General features: G+C 49.9%; 19 protein-coding genes. 12 read left to right on the top strand and 7 right to left on the bottom strand.

Features of this window, described 5'->3' with window-relative positions; translation table 11 throughout:
• Window positions 1-8 precede the first annotated feature (8 nt).
• From rpsE to rplQ, 10 genes are all read left to right on the top strand, one after another.
• Window positions 9-512, top strand: a complete 504-nt coding sequence (rpsE, locus tag ACSHSR_RS01295; protein ID WP_025011973.1) for a 30S ribosomal protein S5 — start codon at window positions 9-11, stop codon at window positions 510-512.
• 6 nt (window positions 513-518) lie between these two features.
• Complete coding sequence (gene rpmD, locus ACSHSR_RS01300; protein WP_025011974.1) at window positions 519-701, top strand: 50S ribosomal protein L30; 183 nt, start codon at window positions 519-521, stop codon at window positions 699-701.
• 3 nt (window positions 702-704) lie between these two features.
• Window positions 705-1,148 (top strand): 50S ribosomal protein L15, encoded by a 444-nt coding sequence (rplO, locus tag ACSHSR_RS01305; protein ID WP_025011975.1) that lies wholly within the window; start codon window positions 705-707, stop codon window positions 1,146-1,148.
• 7 nt (window positions 1,149-1,155) lie between these two features.
• On the top strand, window positions 1,156-2,496 hold the full coding sequence (gene secY / locus ACSHSR_RS01310; RefSeq protein WP_025011976.1) for a preprotein translocase subunit SecY: 1,341 nt from the start codon (window positions 1,156-1,158) through the stop codon (window positions 2,494-2,496).
• A gap of 22 nt (window positions 2,497-2,518) precedes the next feature.
• Window positions 2,519-2,632 carry a 50S ribosomal protein L36 gene (gene rpmJ, locus ACSHSR_RS01315; protein ID WP_006083579.1) on the top strand — a complete coding sequence of 38 codons (114 nt, stop codon included), beginning with the start codon at window positions 2,519-2,521 and terminating at the stop codon, window positions 2,630-2,632.
• Window positions 2,633-2,746: 114 nt separating this feature from the next.
• Window positions 2,747-3,103 (top strand): 30S ribosomal protein S13, encoded by a 357-nt coding sequence (gene rpsM / locus ACSHSR_RS01320; RefSeq protein ID WP_025011977.1) that lies wholly within the window; start codon window positions 2,747-2,749, stop codon window positions 3,101-3,103.
• Window positions 3,104-3,117: 14 nt separating this feature from the next.
• Window positions 3,118-3,510, top strand: a complete 393-nt coding sequence (gene rpsK / locus ACSHSR_RS01325) for a 30S ribosomal protein S11 (RefSeq protein ID WP_025011978.1) — start codon at window positions 3,118-3,120, stop codon at window positions 3,508-3,510.
• Between the two features lie 34 nt (window positions 3,511-3,544).
• The gene (rpsD, locus tag ACSHSR_RS01330; RefSeq protein WP_025011979.1) at window positions 3,545-4,165 is read left to right on the top strand and encodes a 30S ribosomal protein S4; all 621 of its coding nucleotides are present in this window, start codon (window positions 3,545-3,547) and stop codon (window positions 4,163-4,165) included.
• Between the two features lie 24 nt (window positions 4,166-4,189).
• Window positions 4,190-5,179 (top strand): DNA-directed RNA polymerase subunit alpha, encoded by a 990-nt coding sequence (locus ACSHSR_RS01335; protein WP_025011980.1) that lies wholly within the window; start codon window positions 4,190-4,192, stop codon window positions 5,177-5,179.
• Between the two features lie 41 nt (window positions 5,180-5,220).
• Window positions 5,221-5,619 carry a 50S ribosomal protein L17 gene (gene rplQ, locus ACSHSR_RS01340; protein WP_028781249.1) on the top strand — a complete coding sequence of 133 codons (399 nt, stop codon included), beginning with the start codon at window positions 5,221-5,223 and terminating at the stop codon, window positions 5,617-5,619.
• Between the two features lie 65 nt (window positions 5,620-5,684).
• Here the strand turns inward: rplQ and ACSHSR_RS01345 are convergent, their stop codons facing one another.
• The 6 genes from ACSHSR_RS01345 to ccmA all read right to left on the bottom strand — a co-directional run bounded on the left by ACSHSR_RS01345 (window position 5,685) and on the right by ccmA (window position 9,542).
• The gene (locus ACSHSR_RS01345; RefSeq protein ID WP_342896762.1) at window positions 5,685-6,659 is read right to left on the bottom strand and encodes an ABC transporter substrate-binding protein; all 975 of its coding nucleotides are present in this window, start codon (window positions 6,657-6,659) and stop codon (window positions 5,685-5,687) included.
• Window positions 6,660-6,762: 103 nt separating this feature from the next.
• Window positions 6,763-7,251 (bottom strand): cytochrome c maturation protein CcmE, encoded by a 489-nt coding sequence (gene ccmE / locus ACSHSR_RS01350; protein WP_025889966.1) that lies wholly within the window; start codon window positions 7,249-7,251, stop codon window positions 6,763-6,765.
• Window positions 7,248-7,448 carry a heme exporter protein CcmD gene (gene ccmD / locus ACSHSR_RS01355; RefSeq protein ID WP_025011982.1) on the bottom strand — a complete coding sequence of 67 codons (201 nt, stop codon included), beginning with the start codon at window positions 7,446-7,448 and terminating at the stop codon, window positions 7,248-7,250. The genes ccmE and ccmD overlap by 4 nt, the downstream gene beginning before the upstream one ends.
• On the bottom strand, window positions 7,448-8,194 hold the full coding sequence (locus ACSHSR_RS01360; protein ID WP_025011983.1) for a heme ABC transporter permease: 747 nt from the start codon (window positions 8,192-8,194) through the stop codon (window positions 7,448-7,450). Before ACSHSR_RS01360 ends, ccmD begins: the two co-directional genes overlap by 1 nt.
• 1 nt (window position 8,195) lies before the next feature.
• The gene (gene ccmB / locus ACSHSR_RS01365; protein WP_025011984.1) at window positions 8,196-8,882 is read right to left on the bottom strand and encodes a heme exporter protein CcmB; all 687 of its coding nucleotides are present in this window, start codon (window positions 8,880-8,882) and stop codon (window positions 8,196-8,198) included.
• 12 nt (window positions 8,883-8,894) lie between these two features.
• Window positions 8,895-9,542 (bottom strand): cytochrome c biogenesis heme-transporting ATPase CcmA, encoded by a 648-nt coding sequence (gene ccmA, locus ACSHSR_RS01370; protein ID WP_028781247.1) that lies wholly within the window; start codon window positions 9,540-9,542, stop codon window positions 8,895-8,897.
• 323 nt (window positions 9,543-9,865) lie between these two features.
• On the opposite strand from ccmA, the gene ACSHSR_RS01375 reads away from it, so the two are divergent.
• Complete coding sequence (locus ACSHSR_RS01375) at window positions 9,866-10,159, top strand: c-type cytochrome (RefSeq protein ID WP_025011985.1); 294 nt, start codon at window positions 9,866-9,868, stop codon at window positions 10,157-10,159.
• Between the two features lie 60 nt (window positions 10,160-10,219).
• Here ACSHSR_RS01375 and ccmI read toward each other — a convergent pair whose 3' ends face one another.
• Entirely contained in the window at window positions 10,220-11,473 is a 1,254-nt protein-coding gene (gene ccmI / locus ACSHSR_RS01380; protein WP_096142833.1) for a c-type cytochrome biogenesis protein CcmI, read from the bottom strand.
• A gap of 453 nt (window positions 11,474-11,926) precedes the next feature.
• Here ccmI and ACSHSR_RS01385 point away from each other — a divergent pair, with 453 nt between their 5' ends.
• Window positions 11,927-13,903: a heme lyase CcmF/NrfE family subunit gene (locus tag ACSHSR_RS01385; protein ID WP_208184358.1), complete on the top strand. Its 1,977-nt coding sequence runs from the start codon at window positions 11,927-11,929 to the stop codon at window positions 13,901-13,903.
• The last annotated feature ends 12 nt before the right edge of the window (window positions 13,904-13,915 follow it).

Consider the following 13,915-nt stretch of genomic DNA (forward strand, 5'->3'; position numbering starts at 1 on the left):
GTAAAACAATGGCTAAATTAGAAGCTCAGCAAAAAGACGATCTGCAAGAAAAGCTGATTGCAGTTAATCGTGTTTCTAAAGTAGTTAAAGGTGGTCGTATCTTTAGCTTCACCGCTCTGACTGTAGTGGGTGATGGTAACGGTAAGATCGGCTACGGCTATGGTAAAGCGCGTGAAGTTCCAGCTGCTATTCAAAAAGCAATGGAAAAAGCCCGTCGCAACATGGTTACTGTAAACCTGAACGAAGGCACTCTGCACCATCCAGTGAAGGGTCGCCACTCTGGTTCACGCGTTTACATGCAACCTGCTTCAGAGGGTACCGGTATTATCGCCGGTGGCGCAATGCGTGCCGTATTGGAAGTAGCAGGCGTTCACAACGTTCTGTCGAAAGCATACGGTTCTACTAACCCGATCAACATCGTTCGTGCAACTGTTGACGCTCTGGTACACATGAAGTCACCAGCGCAGATTGCAGCCAAGCGTGGCCTGAATGTTGATGAAATTCGGGGGTAATGCACCATGGCTACTAAAACTATCAAAGTAACCCAGACCAAAAGTGCTATCGGCCGTCTGCCTAAGCACAAGGCCACTCTGACTGGTCTTGGTCTGCGTCGTATTGGTCACACCGTTGAGCTGGAAGATACTCCTGCTGTTCGCGGTATGATCAATAAGGTCTACTACATGGTAAAGGTGGAGGACTAATCAATGCGTCTGAATACTTTATCTCCAGCAGCAGGCGCTAAGTCTGCACCTAAGCGTGTAGGCCGTGGTATTGGTTCTGGCTTGGGTAAGACCGCTGGTCGCGGTCACAAGGGTCAAAAATCTCGTAGCGGTGGCGGTGTACGCCCTGGCTTCGAGGGTGGTCAAATGCCACTTAAGATCCGTCTGCCTAAGTTCGGCTTTACCTCGCGTATCGCTATGGTAACTGCTGAAGTTCGCTTGAGCGAACTGGCAAAAGTTACTGGTGACGTTATCGACCTGAACGCACTGAAAGATGCGAACGTAATAACTCGCAACATCCAGTTTGCGAAAATCGTTCTTTCAGGTACCATTGAGCGCCCAGTGACCGTAAAAGGTCTGAAGGTAACCAAAGGTGCACGCGCAGTTATCGAAGCTGCCGGCGGTAAGATCGAGAATATCGAGGAATAATAGGTCGATGGCAAAACCAGGACTTGATTTAAAAAGCGCGAAAGGTGGACTTTCTGAATTGAAAGCTCGCCTCCTGTTCGTGATTGGCGCAATTATCGTGTTTCGTGCCGGTTCATTTGTGCCAATTCCTGGTATTGACGCTGCTGTATTGGCAGAGCTCTTTGCTCAGCAAAAGAGCACCATCCTGGGCATGTTCAACATGTTCTCGGGTGGTGCCCTTGAGCGCGCCTCTATTTTTGCATTGGGGATCATGCCGTATATTTCGGCCTCGATCATCATGCAGTTGCTGACTGTTGTGCATCCCGCACTCGCTGAACTGAAGAAGGAAGGTGAGTCAGGACGCAAGAAAATCAGCCAGTATACAAGATGGGGTACGCTGGTGTTGGGTACATTCCAGTCGATCGGTATTGCAACAGGATTGCCAAATCTGGTGAACGGCCTGGTGGTCGATCCTGGTTTTGAGTTCTATTTTGTTGCAGTCGTCAGTTTAGTCACCGGAACCATGTTCCTGATGTGGCTTGGCGAGCAAATTACCGAGCGTGGTATAGGTAACGGTATTTCGATCCTGATTTTCGCAGGTATCGTAGCCGGTCTGCCTTCTGCTATCGGTCAAACGGCCGAGCAAGCGCGTCAAGGCGACTTGAACGTACTGGTATTGTTGTTGATTGCGGTGATTGTGTTTGCCGTAACCTATTTCGTGGTATTTGTGGAGCGTGGTCAGCGTCGTATCGTCGTTAACTATGCCAAGCGTCAGCAAGGCCGTAAGGTGTTTGCCGCGCAGTCAACCCACCTGCCGCTGAAGGTTAATATGGCCGGCGTAATTCCGCCAATTTTTGCGTCCAGCATTATTCTGTTCCCAGGCACACTGGCTCAGTGGTTTGGTAAGAATCCGTCTATGGAATGGCTGTCTGAGGTTTCTCTCGCAGTTTCTCCTGGACAGCCGCTGTACTCTCTGTTGTATGCAGCAGCAATTATTTTCTTCTGTTTCTTCTATACCGCGTTGGTATTTAACCCACGCGAGACAGCAGATAACCTGAAGAAGAGCGGTGCGTTTATTCCCGGGATCCGTCCCGGCGAACAGACTTCGCGTTACATTGATAAAGTGATGACCCGTTTGACTCTGGCAGGCGCGTTGTATATTACCTTTATCTGTTTAATTCCGGAGTTCATGTTAATCGCATGGAAAGTACAGTTCTATTTTGGCGGTACTTCACTACTGATTATGGTAGTTGTGATCATGGACTTCATGGCTCAGGTTCAGACCCATATGATGTCTCATCAATATGAGTCTGTGATGAAGAAAGCTAATCTGGTGAACAAAGCGAATCTCGATCGCTTTGGTCGATAAGATAGCTTTACGGAGTGATGAAATGAAAGTTCGAGCTTCCGTGAAGAAGATCTGCCGTAACTGCAAGATCGTCAAGCGTAGTGGCGTTGTACGCGTTATCTGTGTTGAACCAAAACACAAACAGCGTCAAGGCTAAAAAATCTTGGCCAGCTCTTAACTGGGCTGGCCAAAAATATTGTTTGCAAACTAGTCATCTGTCGAGTATCCTTTCGGGCTTTTCACAGATGGCCTTTAACTTAAGGAGTGCATAGTGGCCCGTATCGCTGGCATTAACATTCCTGATCAAAAGCACACAGTCATTGCACTGACTGCTATCTACGGTATCGGTCGTACTCGCGCTAAAGCTATCTGCGCGGCTACAGCCATTGCCGAAGACGCTAAGATCAAGGAATTGAGCGAAGCTCAAATCGATACTCTACGCGAAGAAGTTGCCAAATACTCAGTAGAAGGTGACTTACGCCGTGAGGTTTCAATGAACATCAAGCGTCTTATGGACCTTGGTTGTTATCGTGGCCTCCGCCATCGCCGTAGCCTGCCTCTCCGTGGGCAACGTACTAAGACCAATGCGCGTACTCGCAAAGGTCCACGTAAACCAATCAAGAAGTAACGGGAAGGTAGACAATGGCTAAAGTTCCGTCACGTTCTCCGCGTAAGCGCGTACGTAAACAGGTTGCTGATGGCATGGCTCATATCCATGCGTCTTTCAACAATACAATTGTTACTATCACAGATCGTCAAGGTAACGCTCTGTCATGGGCGACTGCAGGTGGTTCAGGTTTCCGTGGTTCACGTAAATCTACTCCATTTGCTGCGCAGGTGGCAGCTGAGCGCGCAGGTACTGCCGCTCAGGATTATGGTGTTAAAAACCTTGAAGTTTTCGTGAAGGGTCCAGGTCCAGGTCGTGAGTCAGCCATTCGTGCGCTGAACGCTGTTGGTTACAAAATTACCAACATCACTGATGTGACGCCGATCCCTCATAACGGTTGTCGTCCTCCTAAAAAACGCCGCGTGTAATTGGCAGTTTCGTTAGGATAGTTGGAGAAAGATCATGGCAAGATACTTGGGTCCCAAGCTCAAGCTCAGCCGCCGGGAAGGTACTGACCTTTTCCTGAAAAGCGGTGTGAGAGCAATCGATTCGAAGTGTAAGCTGGAAGCAGCACCTGGACAGCATGGCGCTCGTAAGCCACGTCTGTCTGATTATGGCTTGCAGTTACGCGAGAAACAAAAAGTTCGTCGTATTTACGGTGTGCTGGAAAAGCAATTCCGTAACTACTACAAAGAGGCTGCACGTCTGAAAGGCAACACAGGTGAAAACCTGCTGCAACTTTTGGAAACCCGTCTGGATAACGTAGTTTATCGTATGGGCTTTGGTGCGACTCGTGCAGAAGCACGTCAGCTGGTTAGCCATAAGTCAATTATGGTCAACGGTCGTGTTGTTAACATTCCGTCATTCAAAGTGTCTGCGAATGATGTTGTAAGCATTCGCGAGAAGTCACAGAAGCAAGCCCGTATCAAGGCTGCTCTGGAAGTGGCTGCTCAACGCGAGAAGCCTACATGGGTTGAAGTCGACAGCGCAAAAATGGAAGGTGCTTTCAAGCGTCTGCCAGAACGTAGCGATTTGTCTGCGGAAATTAACGAACAGCTGATCGTCGAGCTTTACTCTAAGTAAGGCTAACAAACAAGAGAGGACACAATGCAGGGTTCTGTTACAGAATTTCTTAAACCGCGTCTCGTTGATATCGAGCAGGTTAACCCAACTCGTGCCAAGGTGACTCTGGAGCCACTCGAGCGTGGTTTCGGTCATACTTTGGGTAACGCGTTGCGTCGCATCCTATTGTCGTCTATGCCCGGCTGCGCGGTTACCGAAGTCGAGATCGACGGCGTACTGCATGAATACAGCAGTAAGGAAGGCGTACAAGAAGATATCCTTGAAATATTGCTGAACCTGAAAGGGCTGGCAGTCATTATCGAGGGTAAAGACGAGGCTATGCTCACTCTGAGCAAGTCCGGCGCAGGCCCTGTTACCGCAGCCGACATCACCCACGACGGCGATGTCACAATCGTGAACCCGGATCATGTTATCTGTCATCTGACTGGTAACAATGACATCAGCATGCGTATCCGTGTTGAGCGTGGTCGTGGTTATGTACCGGCTTCTGCCCGTGCACAAACCGAAGACGATGATCGCCCAATCGGTCGTTTGCTGGTTGATGCTTCATTCTCACCTGTTGCTCGCATTGCCTACAATGTAGAAGCAGCTCGTGTGGAACAGCGTACTGACTTGGACAAGCTGATCATCGATATGACCACTAACGGTACTATCGATCCTGAAGAAGCTATCCGTCGTTCTGCGACTATCCTGGCTGAACAGCTGGATGCCTTCGTTGAACTGCGCGATGTGACCGAGCCAGAGCAGAAGGAAGAGAAACCGGAGTTCGATCCGATTCTGTTGCGTCCTGTCGACGATTTAGAGCTAACTGTACGTTCGGCTAACTGTTTGAAAGCCGAAGCGATTCATTACATCGGAGATCTGGTACAACGCACTGAAGTTGAGCTGCTCAAAACACCTAACCTGGGTAAGAAATCTCTTACCGAGATCAAGGATGTGTTGGCATCTCGCGGACTGTCGCTAGGTATGCGTCTGGAAAACTGGCCACCGGCTAGTTTGGCAGACGACCTGTAAGTCCCAGGTTTTGTACAGATTTAGGTTATAAGGATTAGGTCATGCGCCATCGTAAGAGTGGTCGTCAACTTAACCGCAACAGCAGTCACCGCCAAGCCATGTTCCGTAACATGGCAAGTTCACTGGTTCGTCATGAAATCATCAAGACAACCGTAGTGAAGGCCAAAGAACTGCGTCGCGTAGTTGAGCCTCTGATAACACTTGCTAAAAGTGACAGCGTAGCAAACCGTCGTCTGGCGTTTGCTCGTACTCGCGACCAAGAAGTCGTAGGTAAACTGTTTAACGAACTGGGTCCACGCTATCAGGAACGTCCTGGTGGTTACACCCGTATCCTGAAGTGCGGTCTGCGTGCCGGTGATAAAGCCCCTATGGCTTACATCGAGCTGGTTGGTCGCCCAGAAGCCGCTGAAGCTGTAGAAGTTGAAGCTGCTGCTGAGTAATCTCAGGTAAGTTCTGAAAAAAGCCCCGCTAACCGCGGGGCTTTTATTTTGCTCGTCGCCGAAGGTCAATCTACGAGTTCGGCCTGCTCCCTGACCCTTTCCGGCAAACTCAGTTGCCATCGCTTTAAACCACTCTCACTGAATAGATAAGCACCACTGGTATCCATCTTGGGGAATATCTCTGCCGGCCTTTTGCCCGCCAGGATCTGTTTCGCTATGGTACCCGCTATGCGTCCATGCTTGTTGCCATCCAGAATATAGCCCCCAATATTGCCCTCAGAGGCGACACTGAAATGCCAAAAACCAAAATGAGGCACAGTGGCGTTGTCGTGGGTCCAACGTGCTACCTCCTGCTCATCTACCGTTTGTTGCTTATCGTCTTGCAGCGTTTGATACAGGGCCACAAATACGGCGTCATAGCCACGTTCTCGGGCACTCGAAACAGACGACTGCCAACTGCTGAACTTCTGATGTTGTTCTATATCGATTTGGTTGTTGCCTATCATCAAATTTTGGTTGAGCTTTTTGATGGAGGCTACCGCTGTATCCGAGGTATAGCCTGAGTCAAACAGTAACAAAAACTTGTGTGGTGGTTGGGTTGGCAGCATGGCCTGTGCCATCAAGAGGGAACGTTTGAACAAGGGGCGCTCCAGCACACCGGTAATGTTACCTGTATGCTTTATTCCGTAGTCACGAGGATTGCCGTTGATCCCTAGATAAACCACAGGAGTCTGGGTTTGGCTGAAGCGCTCATGTAGCAGCATCAAGGCATTGTCATCGGCGAGAAATACCAAATCGGGTTTAAGTTCCAGGTATCTTTGCCAAGCACTATCGGCCTGGATTTTAAATTGCGCTTTGGGTAGTCGCTTGGTATCGAGAGCGAAGGTGTGAAATTGGTGCTTATCACCGAGGATAGCTCTTATGCCGGCTTTATAACTTTGATCCCAGGGATATTCAGCATGGTAGGACTCAATCAGCAAGAGATTGGCGGCACCGGTTGGCAGTGAAAGCAGTAACCCCAGAAAAACCAATGCGCGCATGCTAAGTCCTTGTATCCAGCCTATAGAATTTTAGCGTGGCAGAAATTTCAGACTCTGCAAGTAATAAAAAAGCCTCCGAAGAGGCTTTTTTATCTATGGGCATTTACTTGGCGCCGCCGACCTGTTGCGTGTTGTACTCAAGCTTTTCATGGGTCTGGCCCATGGCTTCGGCAACTTCAGGTGGCATATAGTTTTCATCATGCTTGGCCAGCACTTCAGAGGCTTCTAACTTACCACCTTCAATCAATACGCCCTGAGCGACTATACCCTGGCCTTCACGGAAGAGATCAGGCAAAAGGTCATCATAAGTCACTATGATTTCGCCGCCGGCGGCATCATGTACGGCAAACTCAACATGCAGGCTTTCAGGGTCACGCACCATAGAGCCTACAGTAACCATGCCGCCCACGCGGATCCGCTGGCCCACTTCCGGCTTGATGCCAGTATCCTTTTTACCATTGACTATCTCGGTGGGAGTATAGAAGAGGTTAAGGTTGGAGTTGAGGGCATATAACAGCAAGGAAGCCACGGCAGCAACACCTGCAATCAAGGCTACAGCCAATACCAGTCTCTTTTTGCGTCTTGGGTTCACGATCTGTTACTCCGGTTTTGAGCGAGGCGTTCCTCACGTTGCACTTTGGATGCTATTTCCTGCAGTACCCGACGCTTCTTCATCGAACTGACCAGGATAAGCAGGCTAAGGGACACGAAAGTGACACCGTAGGCCAACCACACATAGAAGGCATAGCCGCCCATGTTGAAAAACTCTGCTAAAGATTGAAACTGCATTATTTGACTCCTTCGGCCTTGGCCAGTTCCCTAACCCAAGGGCGCATTCCGTTACGGGCCAGAATTTCGGCACGGAAACGCACCAGAGTGATGGCACCTATCATCAAACCAAACCCAAATATGTTGATCAATAAAGGGTAGAGCATGTCGGTAGACATGGTCGACTTTTCGGTGATTCGGATAGTGGATGGTTGGTGCAGTGAGTTCCACCATTCAACCGAATACTTAATGATAGGGATATTAATCACTCCAACTATGGCCAGAATGCCGGCGGCTCTGGCGGCCAGCACCTTGTCTTCGAATGAGGCGTAGAGGGAGATTACCCCTAGATACAGGAACAACAGCACAAGTTCAGAGGTCAGGCGTGCATCCCAAACCCACCAAGTGCCCCACATGGGTTTACCCCAGGTGGCACCAGTGAACAGAGCGATAAAGGTGACCACGGCACCAATTGGTGCGATAGAGGCGGCTGCCCAATCGGCCAGCTTGATCTGCCACACCAGGCCTATGAAGGCTGCGGTTGCCATACCCATGTAAGCTGCCATCGACATGGATGCTGCAGGTACGTGGATAAAGATAATACGGTAGCTGTCACCCTGTTGGTAATCTGTGGGAGCAAATGCCAAACCCCACACGGTTCCGGTTGCGATAAGTGCCAGGGCAAGCAGTGCAAACCAAGGCAGTAGTTTTCCTGACAGTTGATACGCCCTTTGAGGGTCGGCGTAGGGATGTAACCATTTCCACATTTCAGTTAGTACTCACTCGCAATGAGGCACCAATAGCAAAAGGTGCCAAGACTAAAGAACCGACCAGCATGGCGCCTAGAATCGCCAGCTGACCATCATAGGGTTGTTTGGATGCTGCAAAGTCGATCGCGCCGGTCGCAAAGATCAACACTGGTATATACAGTGGCAAAATCAGCAAGCTCAGCAGCACGCCGCCTTTGCGTAAGCCCACTGTAAGAGCAACACCTATGGCGCCAAGCAGACTCAATACAGGTGTCCCCAGCATCAAGGTGGCTATCAGGGCGCCGTAACTGTTGTCGTCCAGATGCAGCAGCACAGCCAACAGCGGTGCAATTATAATTAAAGGTACGCCAGTCAGTAACCAGTGAGCAAACACTTTGGCCAGTACCAACAGCGCCAGTGGCTGCGGGCTAAGCAACATCTGCTCCAGACTTCCGTCACTGAAGTCTGCCTTGAACAGCCGCTCCAGTGACAACATGGCTGCCAGCAAGGCCGCAACCCAGATAATCCCGGGAGCAATCCGGGTCAACACCTGTGGCTCAGGACCTATACCCAGCGGAAACAGGGTAACCACTATGATAAAAAACAGCAGTGGGTTAAAAATATCACCACGATGACGCACGGCAATCTGTAGATCCCGTTTCAGCAGGGTGAAAAATGCCTTGGTAAAACTAATGCCTCTGTTCATCTCTGCTAAGCCTTATACGAAGCGATAATCCAAGCGGATTTTCCGCAACCTTTCATCTGTAATGATGCCCATATCCTGGTGGGTCGTCAGAATGACGCAACCACCGGCATCGGCATGGCGAATATAGAGTTGCTCCAATTCAGCGACCCCTTTCTTGTCGATCGCGGTAAAGGGTTCATCCAGAATCCAGATTTTACAGGCGGTATGCCAGAGCCTGGCGAGTGCGGTTCGTCTGTGTTGGCCAGCAGAAAGGTGGCCTGCAAGCGCTTCTTCAAACCCGGTCAGGTTGACTTTGGCAAGGATTTCCCGTGCATCAAAGTCATCATACCCACTGATTCTTAAATTGAAGTTAAGGTTTTCCTCGGCGGTGAGTTCGCTTTTCACGCCGGCGAGATGGCCCAGATAAAGCAGGTTTTCATTGAACTCATCGCGGCAACGAGTGATAGCTTCTCCCTGAAACAGGACTTCCCCCCCGTATGGGCGCGACAGACCGGCGAGGATCCGCAGCAGGCTGGTTTTACCTGCGCCGTTGGGACCTTCAATTTGGACTATATCGCCAGGGTTGATATCGAAGCTGAGTTCATCGAACAGTATCCGCTCTTCACGAATACAAGTGAGGCTGCTTGCCGACAGCAGTGATGTAGGTTTTGGTTCTGCCACTGAGCCCTCTATAACAAGCGGTAAGGAAACACAAGAGATACTAACACATGCTCTGGCTGGGGTTTACCACTGCATCGCACTAAGTTTCAGCAATTTGATATGCTTCCAATAAAAGTGAATTTTTGGGAACTTTTTAATCTGTTACTAATATATTAATGAATTCGCGACCTTTGTCCTTATTTACAGGACAAGCTGCGATTTTAATCACAAAAAGATGAGATTTGTTGAAGTTTGTTGTACTCTTAGCGAGCTAAAATGAGTCTGCCTACTTTAACCAAGGGCAGCGTTGAGCTTTGTAAGTATTTGCATTAGGAACATTGAACATGAAAAAACTGTTAGCAATGACCGCAGTAGCTGCATTGACTATGTCTGCGAACGTGTCAGCCCAAGAAGGTGAGGCCGTTTTCAATAAAGCCTGCCAAGTCTGCCATAGCATGGGTGTTGCCGGTGCACCTAAAGCACACGATGCTGCTGCTTGGGAGCCTCGCCTGGCCAAAGGTATCGACACCCTGCTTAACAGCGTTAAGTCTGGTTTGAACGCTATGCCTCCTGGTGGCATGTGCACAGATTGTACTGATGAAGATTACAAGAACGCTATCGAGTTCATGTCCAAGTAATCAGGTATCATCATAAAAAAACCGGCATCAGCCGGTTTTTTTATGTCTGTTAATCAAGGATTACTGGATTTCGGTATCCAGCACCAGTTCGCCGCTGGCACCAACTTTAATGCTGGCCAGCTTACCTTGCAGATCGCCAGGCTGAGGCTTAACGCTGCCATGCTTGGATAATACCGCAATCACTTCAACGTCGGTTGCATCACTGAGTTTGACGTTACCGCCCATGTTGGTGGAGTCATCCAGAGTCACAGTCACAGGTAATGACTTGGCACTCACCTTGGTGGCCGCCAGTGGAACTTTGGGGCCTTCCGTCGCTCTGGCAAAGATGAACAGCATATCGGTATTACTGACCTTGGCTGCCAGTTCAGGAGCGATAGAAACATTCAGTGTTACTGTCTTGGCTGTGGCTGCCTTCAGGCCTTTATGGGCTTCATCATTCGGCATGGTGGCACCACCTTCTGCCTGCATACGCATCTTGGCGCTGTCAATGGCATTGATCAGTGCGGCACGATCCACGTCGGCTCTATCGCTGTCGAGAATAGTCTGCCAAGCGCCGATGGCCTTGTTGTAGTCTGCGGTAAAGAAAGCATCCATACCAACCAGCAGTAAAGTGGAAGGGTCTTGTGGATCCAGCTTCAGAGCCTGATCGATCAGCGACTGAACCACAGGGATCATCTGCTGGCCAGCCTTATAGTAGAGGGCGGTGGCTTTAGGACCCAGCAGCTCGGCATGTACACCCACAAGTTCGATCACTTTATCGAAGGCCGCGACTGCCTGATCATATTGCCCGGCAGAGATATAGGCGTGACCCAGGCTGAACCAAGCCTGGCTGTTTTCAGGCTCCTGTTGCACAGCTGATTCCATCATCTGTACTCGCTGCATCATGATCTGCTCAGTGCTCATACCTGCATGGGGATTCTCTGGTTGAGGCGAATCGATATTTTGATAGGCACCCAACTGCTGATAGGAGTAGCCGGCAACAACCAGTAATACAACCGACATCAAACTTGGCCAGAGTAGCCCTTTAGGCTTGGCCTGAGAGTCGAGTGATTCGTCGGCTCCTTGTTTGATGTCCTGCAGTAAGCTGACTTCCAGTTCTTTTTTCAGGGATTCAAATTCGTCTTGATCCAGCAGTTCTTCCTGGCGTTCCTTCTCCAGAATGGCTAGACGTTCATTAAACAGTTCCAGGTTGGTCTGTTTGCGGACACCGGACTCTTCAGCCTTGAGCAGCTTCTGTTGCCGGAAGTGAGGAAGCCAGATCAGCCCCAGGCTGACTAACACAACAATCGCAATAAAAATCCAAAAAGTGGTCATTATGTTTATTTCACGTTGGTTTGTGACAAAGCGGGGTTACCGCACGGCCTGACTGCAAGATTATACGGAAAGATGATTCATTGAACAGTAATATAAGCCCCCCATCTGGGTTAATGGTCATAGTTGGGCACTGGTTCACAGTTCCAAATTTCAGCAAAAAATTCAATGAAACTTCTCTAGTTAACGCCTGTCACAGCCTTGAGTCTTGCCGCCTTTTCCCTACTGATATTGGCCTCTCGGAGAATGAGAGCCGCAACCCATAATTGGTGGAAAGTGGCAGACAGGAACAAAAGCAAATACTAAAATGAGCAAAAATTCGTAATATATACCTGTTGACCGTTACGGCTTTTAAGCCGTGATTAAGTTAATAAGGTAATGGTGTGTGCCCCGTAGTTGTGCGTCTGCCCAGAATAGAAGCTTGGCAGACATTGACCTGGAAACTGAGGAAAACCCATGATCCCAGAACTTGGACATTTCTCATTGATCATAGGGATGGCGTTCGCTGTACTGCTGATGACCGTCCCCCTGATCGGTGTTGCCCGCAAAGACCAATACTTAGTGCGCTATGCCTGGCCTCTGAGTTACGGTATGTTTTTATTCATCTTTTTATCGGTAATCGCGCTGGGCTACAGCTTCGCAACCGATGACTTCTCAGTCGCCTATGTGGCCCATCATTCCAATTCTCAATTGCCTATCTTCTTTAAGATTGCAGCAGTCTGGGGTGGGCATGAAGGTTCGCTGTTGTTCTGGGTCTTCTCACTTTCTGTATGGGCCGCAGCTGTAGCCTTCTTCAGTAAGGGGTTGGAAGAGGTGTTCACCGCTCGGGTATTGGCCGTGTTGGCGATGATCACCATAGGCTTTACCCTGTTCATGCTACTCACTTCCAGTCCATTCGAACGTTTATTCCCGATCCCGGCGGAAGGACGTGACCTTAACCCCATGCTGCAGGATGTGGGTCTGATCTTCCACCCGCCTATGCTGTATCTGGGTTATGTGGGTTTCTCTGTCAGCTTTGCTTTCGCCATCGCCGCACTGATGAGCGGTCGACTCGATTCTGCCTGGGCTCGTTGGAGCCGCCCTTGGACTCTGGCCGCCTGGATTTTCCTCACTGGTGGTATCGCACTGGGCTCCTGGTGGGCATATTACGAGCTCGGCTGGGGCGGTTGGTGGTTCTGGGATCCGGTTGAAAACGCATCCTTTATGCCATGGCTGGTCGGTACAGCGCTGGTTCACTCCTTGATAGTGACAGAGAAACGCGGTGCCTTCCGTAACTGGACAGTACTCCTGTCTATCTTTGCCTTCTCCCTGAGCTTATTGGGTACCTTTATCGTTCGTTCTGGTGTGCTGACCTCAGTGCACTCCTTTGCGGCAGACCCAAGCCGGGGTATGTTCATTCTACTGCTGCTTGGCTTGGCCATAGGCGGTTCGCTGACACTGTTTGCTTTCCGTGCCAGTGAAATGAGCAGCCCTGCCCGTTTTGAGCTGAAATCCAAAGAAACCATGCTGCTGGTTTGTAACGTATTGCTGACCGTAGCGGCTGGTACCGTATTGCTTGGTACCCTTTACCCGCTGCTGATCGATGCTTTGGGCATGGGTAAGATTTCCGTTGGCCCACCATACTTCAATGCAGTATTTGTTCCCATCGTGCTGGTACTGTTCGCCTTTATGGGTATTGGCCCCATCATTCGCTGGAAAAAATCCAAGCAGGGTGAGCTCAAACGTCAATTGTTAGTGCCTGCGATCATTTCAGCTGTACTGGGCGTGATAGCGCCATTTATTGCCGGTGGTGAGTTCAACATCTGGGTTGCACTGGGTATAGGTGCGGCTGTCTGGATTGTGCTGGCGACTCTGCGTGCCGGTTACAACGTGATTAAAGCGAAAGACGGCAGTGTCAGTTTGGCGCGTATGGGCCGCAGTGAACTGGGGATGATCATCGCCCACCTGGGTATTGCTGTCTCTGTAGTGGGGGCCACCATGGTGTCCAACTACTCTATTGAGAAGAGTGTGCGCATGGGCCCAGGCGTCAGCCATGAGTTGGCCGGTTACACCTTTAAGTATCTGGAAACCCGTAACGTTGTTGGCCCTAACTACACGGCACAGCAAGGGCAGGTTGAAATACTGAAAGATGGCGAAAAGATTGCTCTGTTGCAGCCGGATCGTCGTCAATACAATGTTCGCACCATGGATATGACAGAGGCCGGTATCGACTGGGGGCTGTTCCGGGATCTCTATGTCACTATGGGCGACCCTGTAAGCCGTACTGAGTTTGCAGTGCGACTGAACTACAAACCTTTTGTTCGTTGGTTGTGGTTTGGCGGTATCTTTATGATGGTTGGTGGTTTCTTTGCGGCTTCAGATAAGCGCTATCGTGCCAAGGCCCGCGCTGAAGAAGCGGCTGCAGCCAAGAAAGCCAAACTGGCAACAGCCTGAAACAGGTAAGAA

Source organism: Shewanella sp. VK101 (assembly GCF_056497865.1).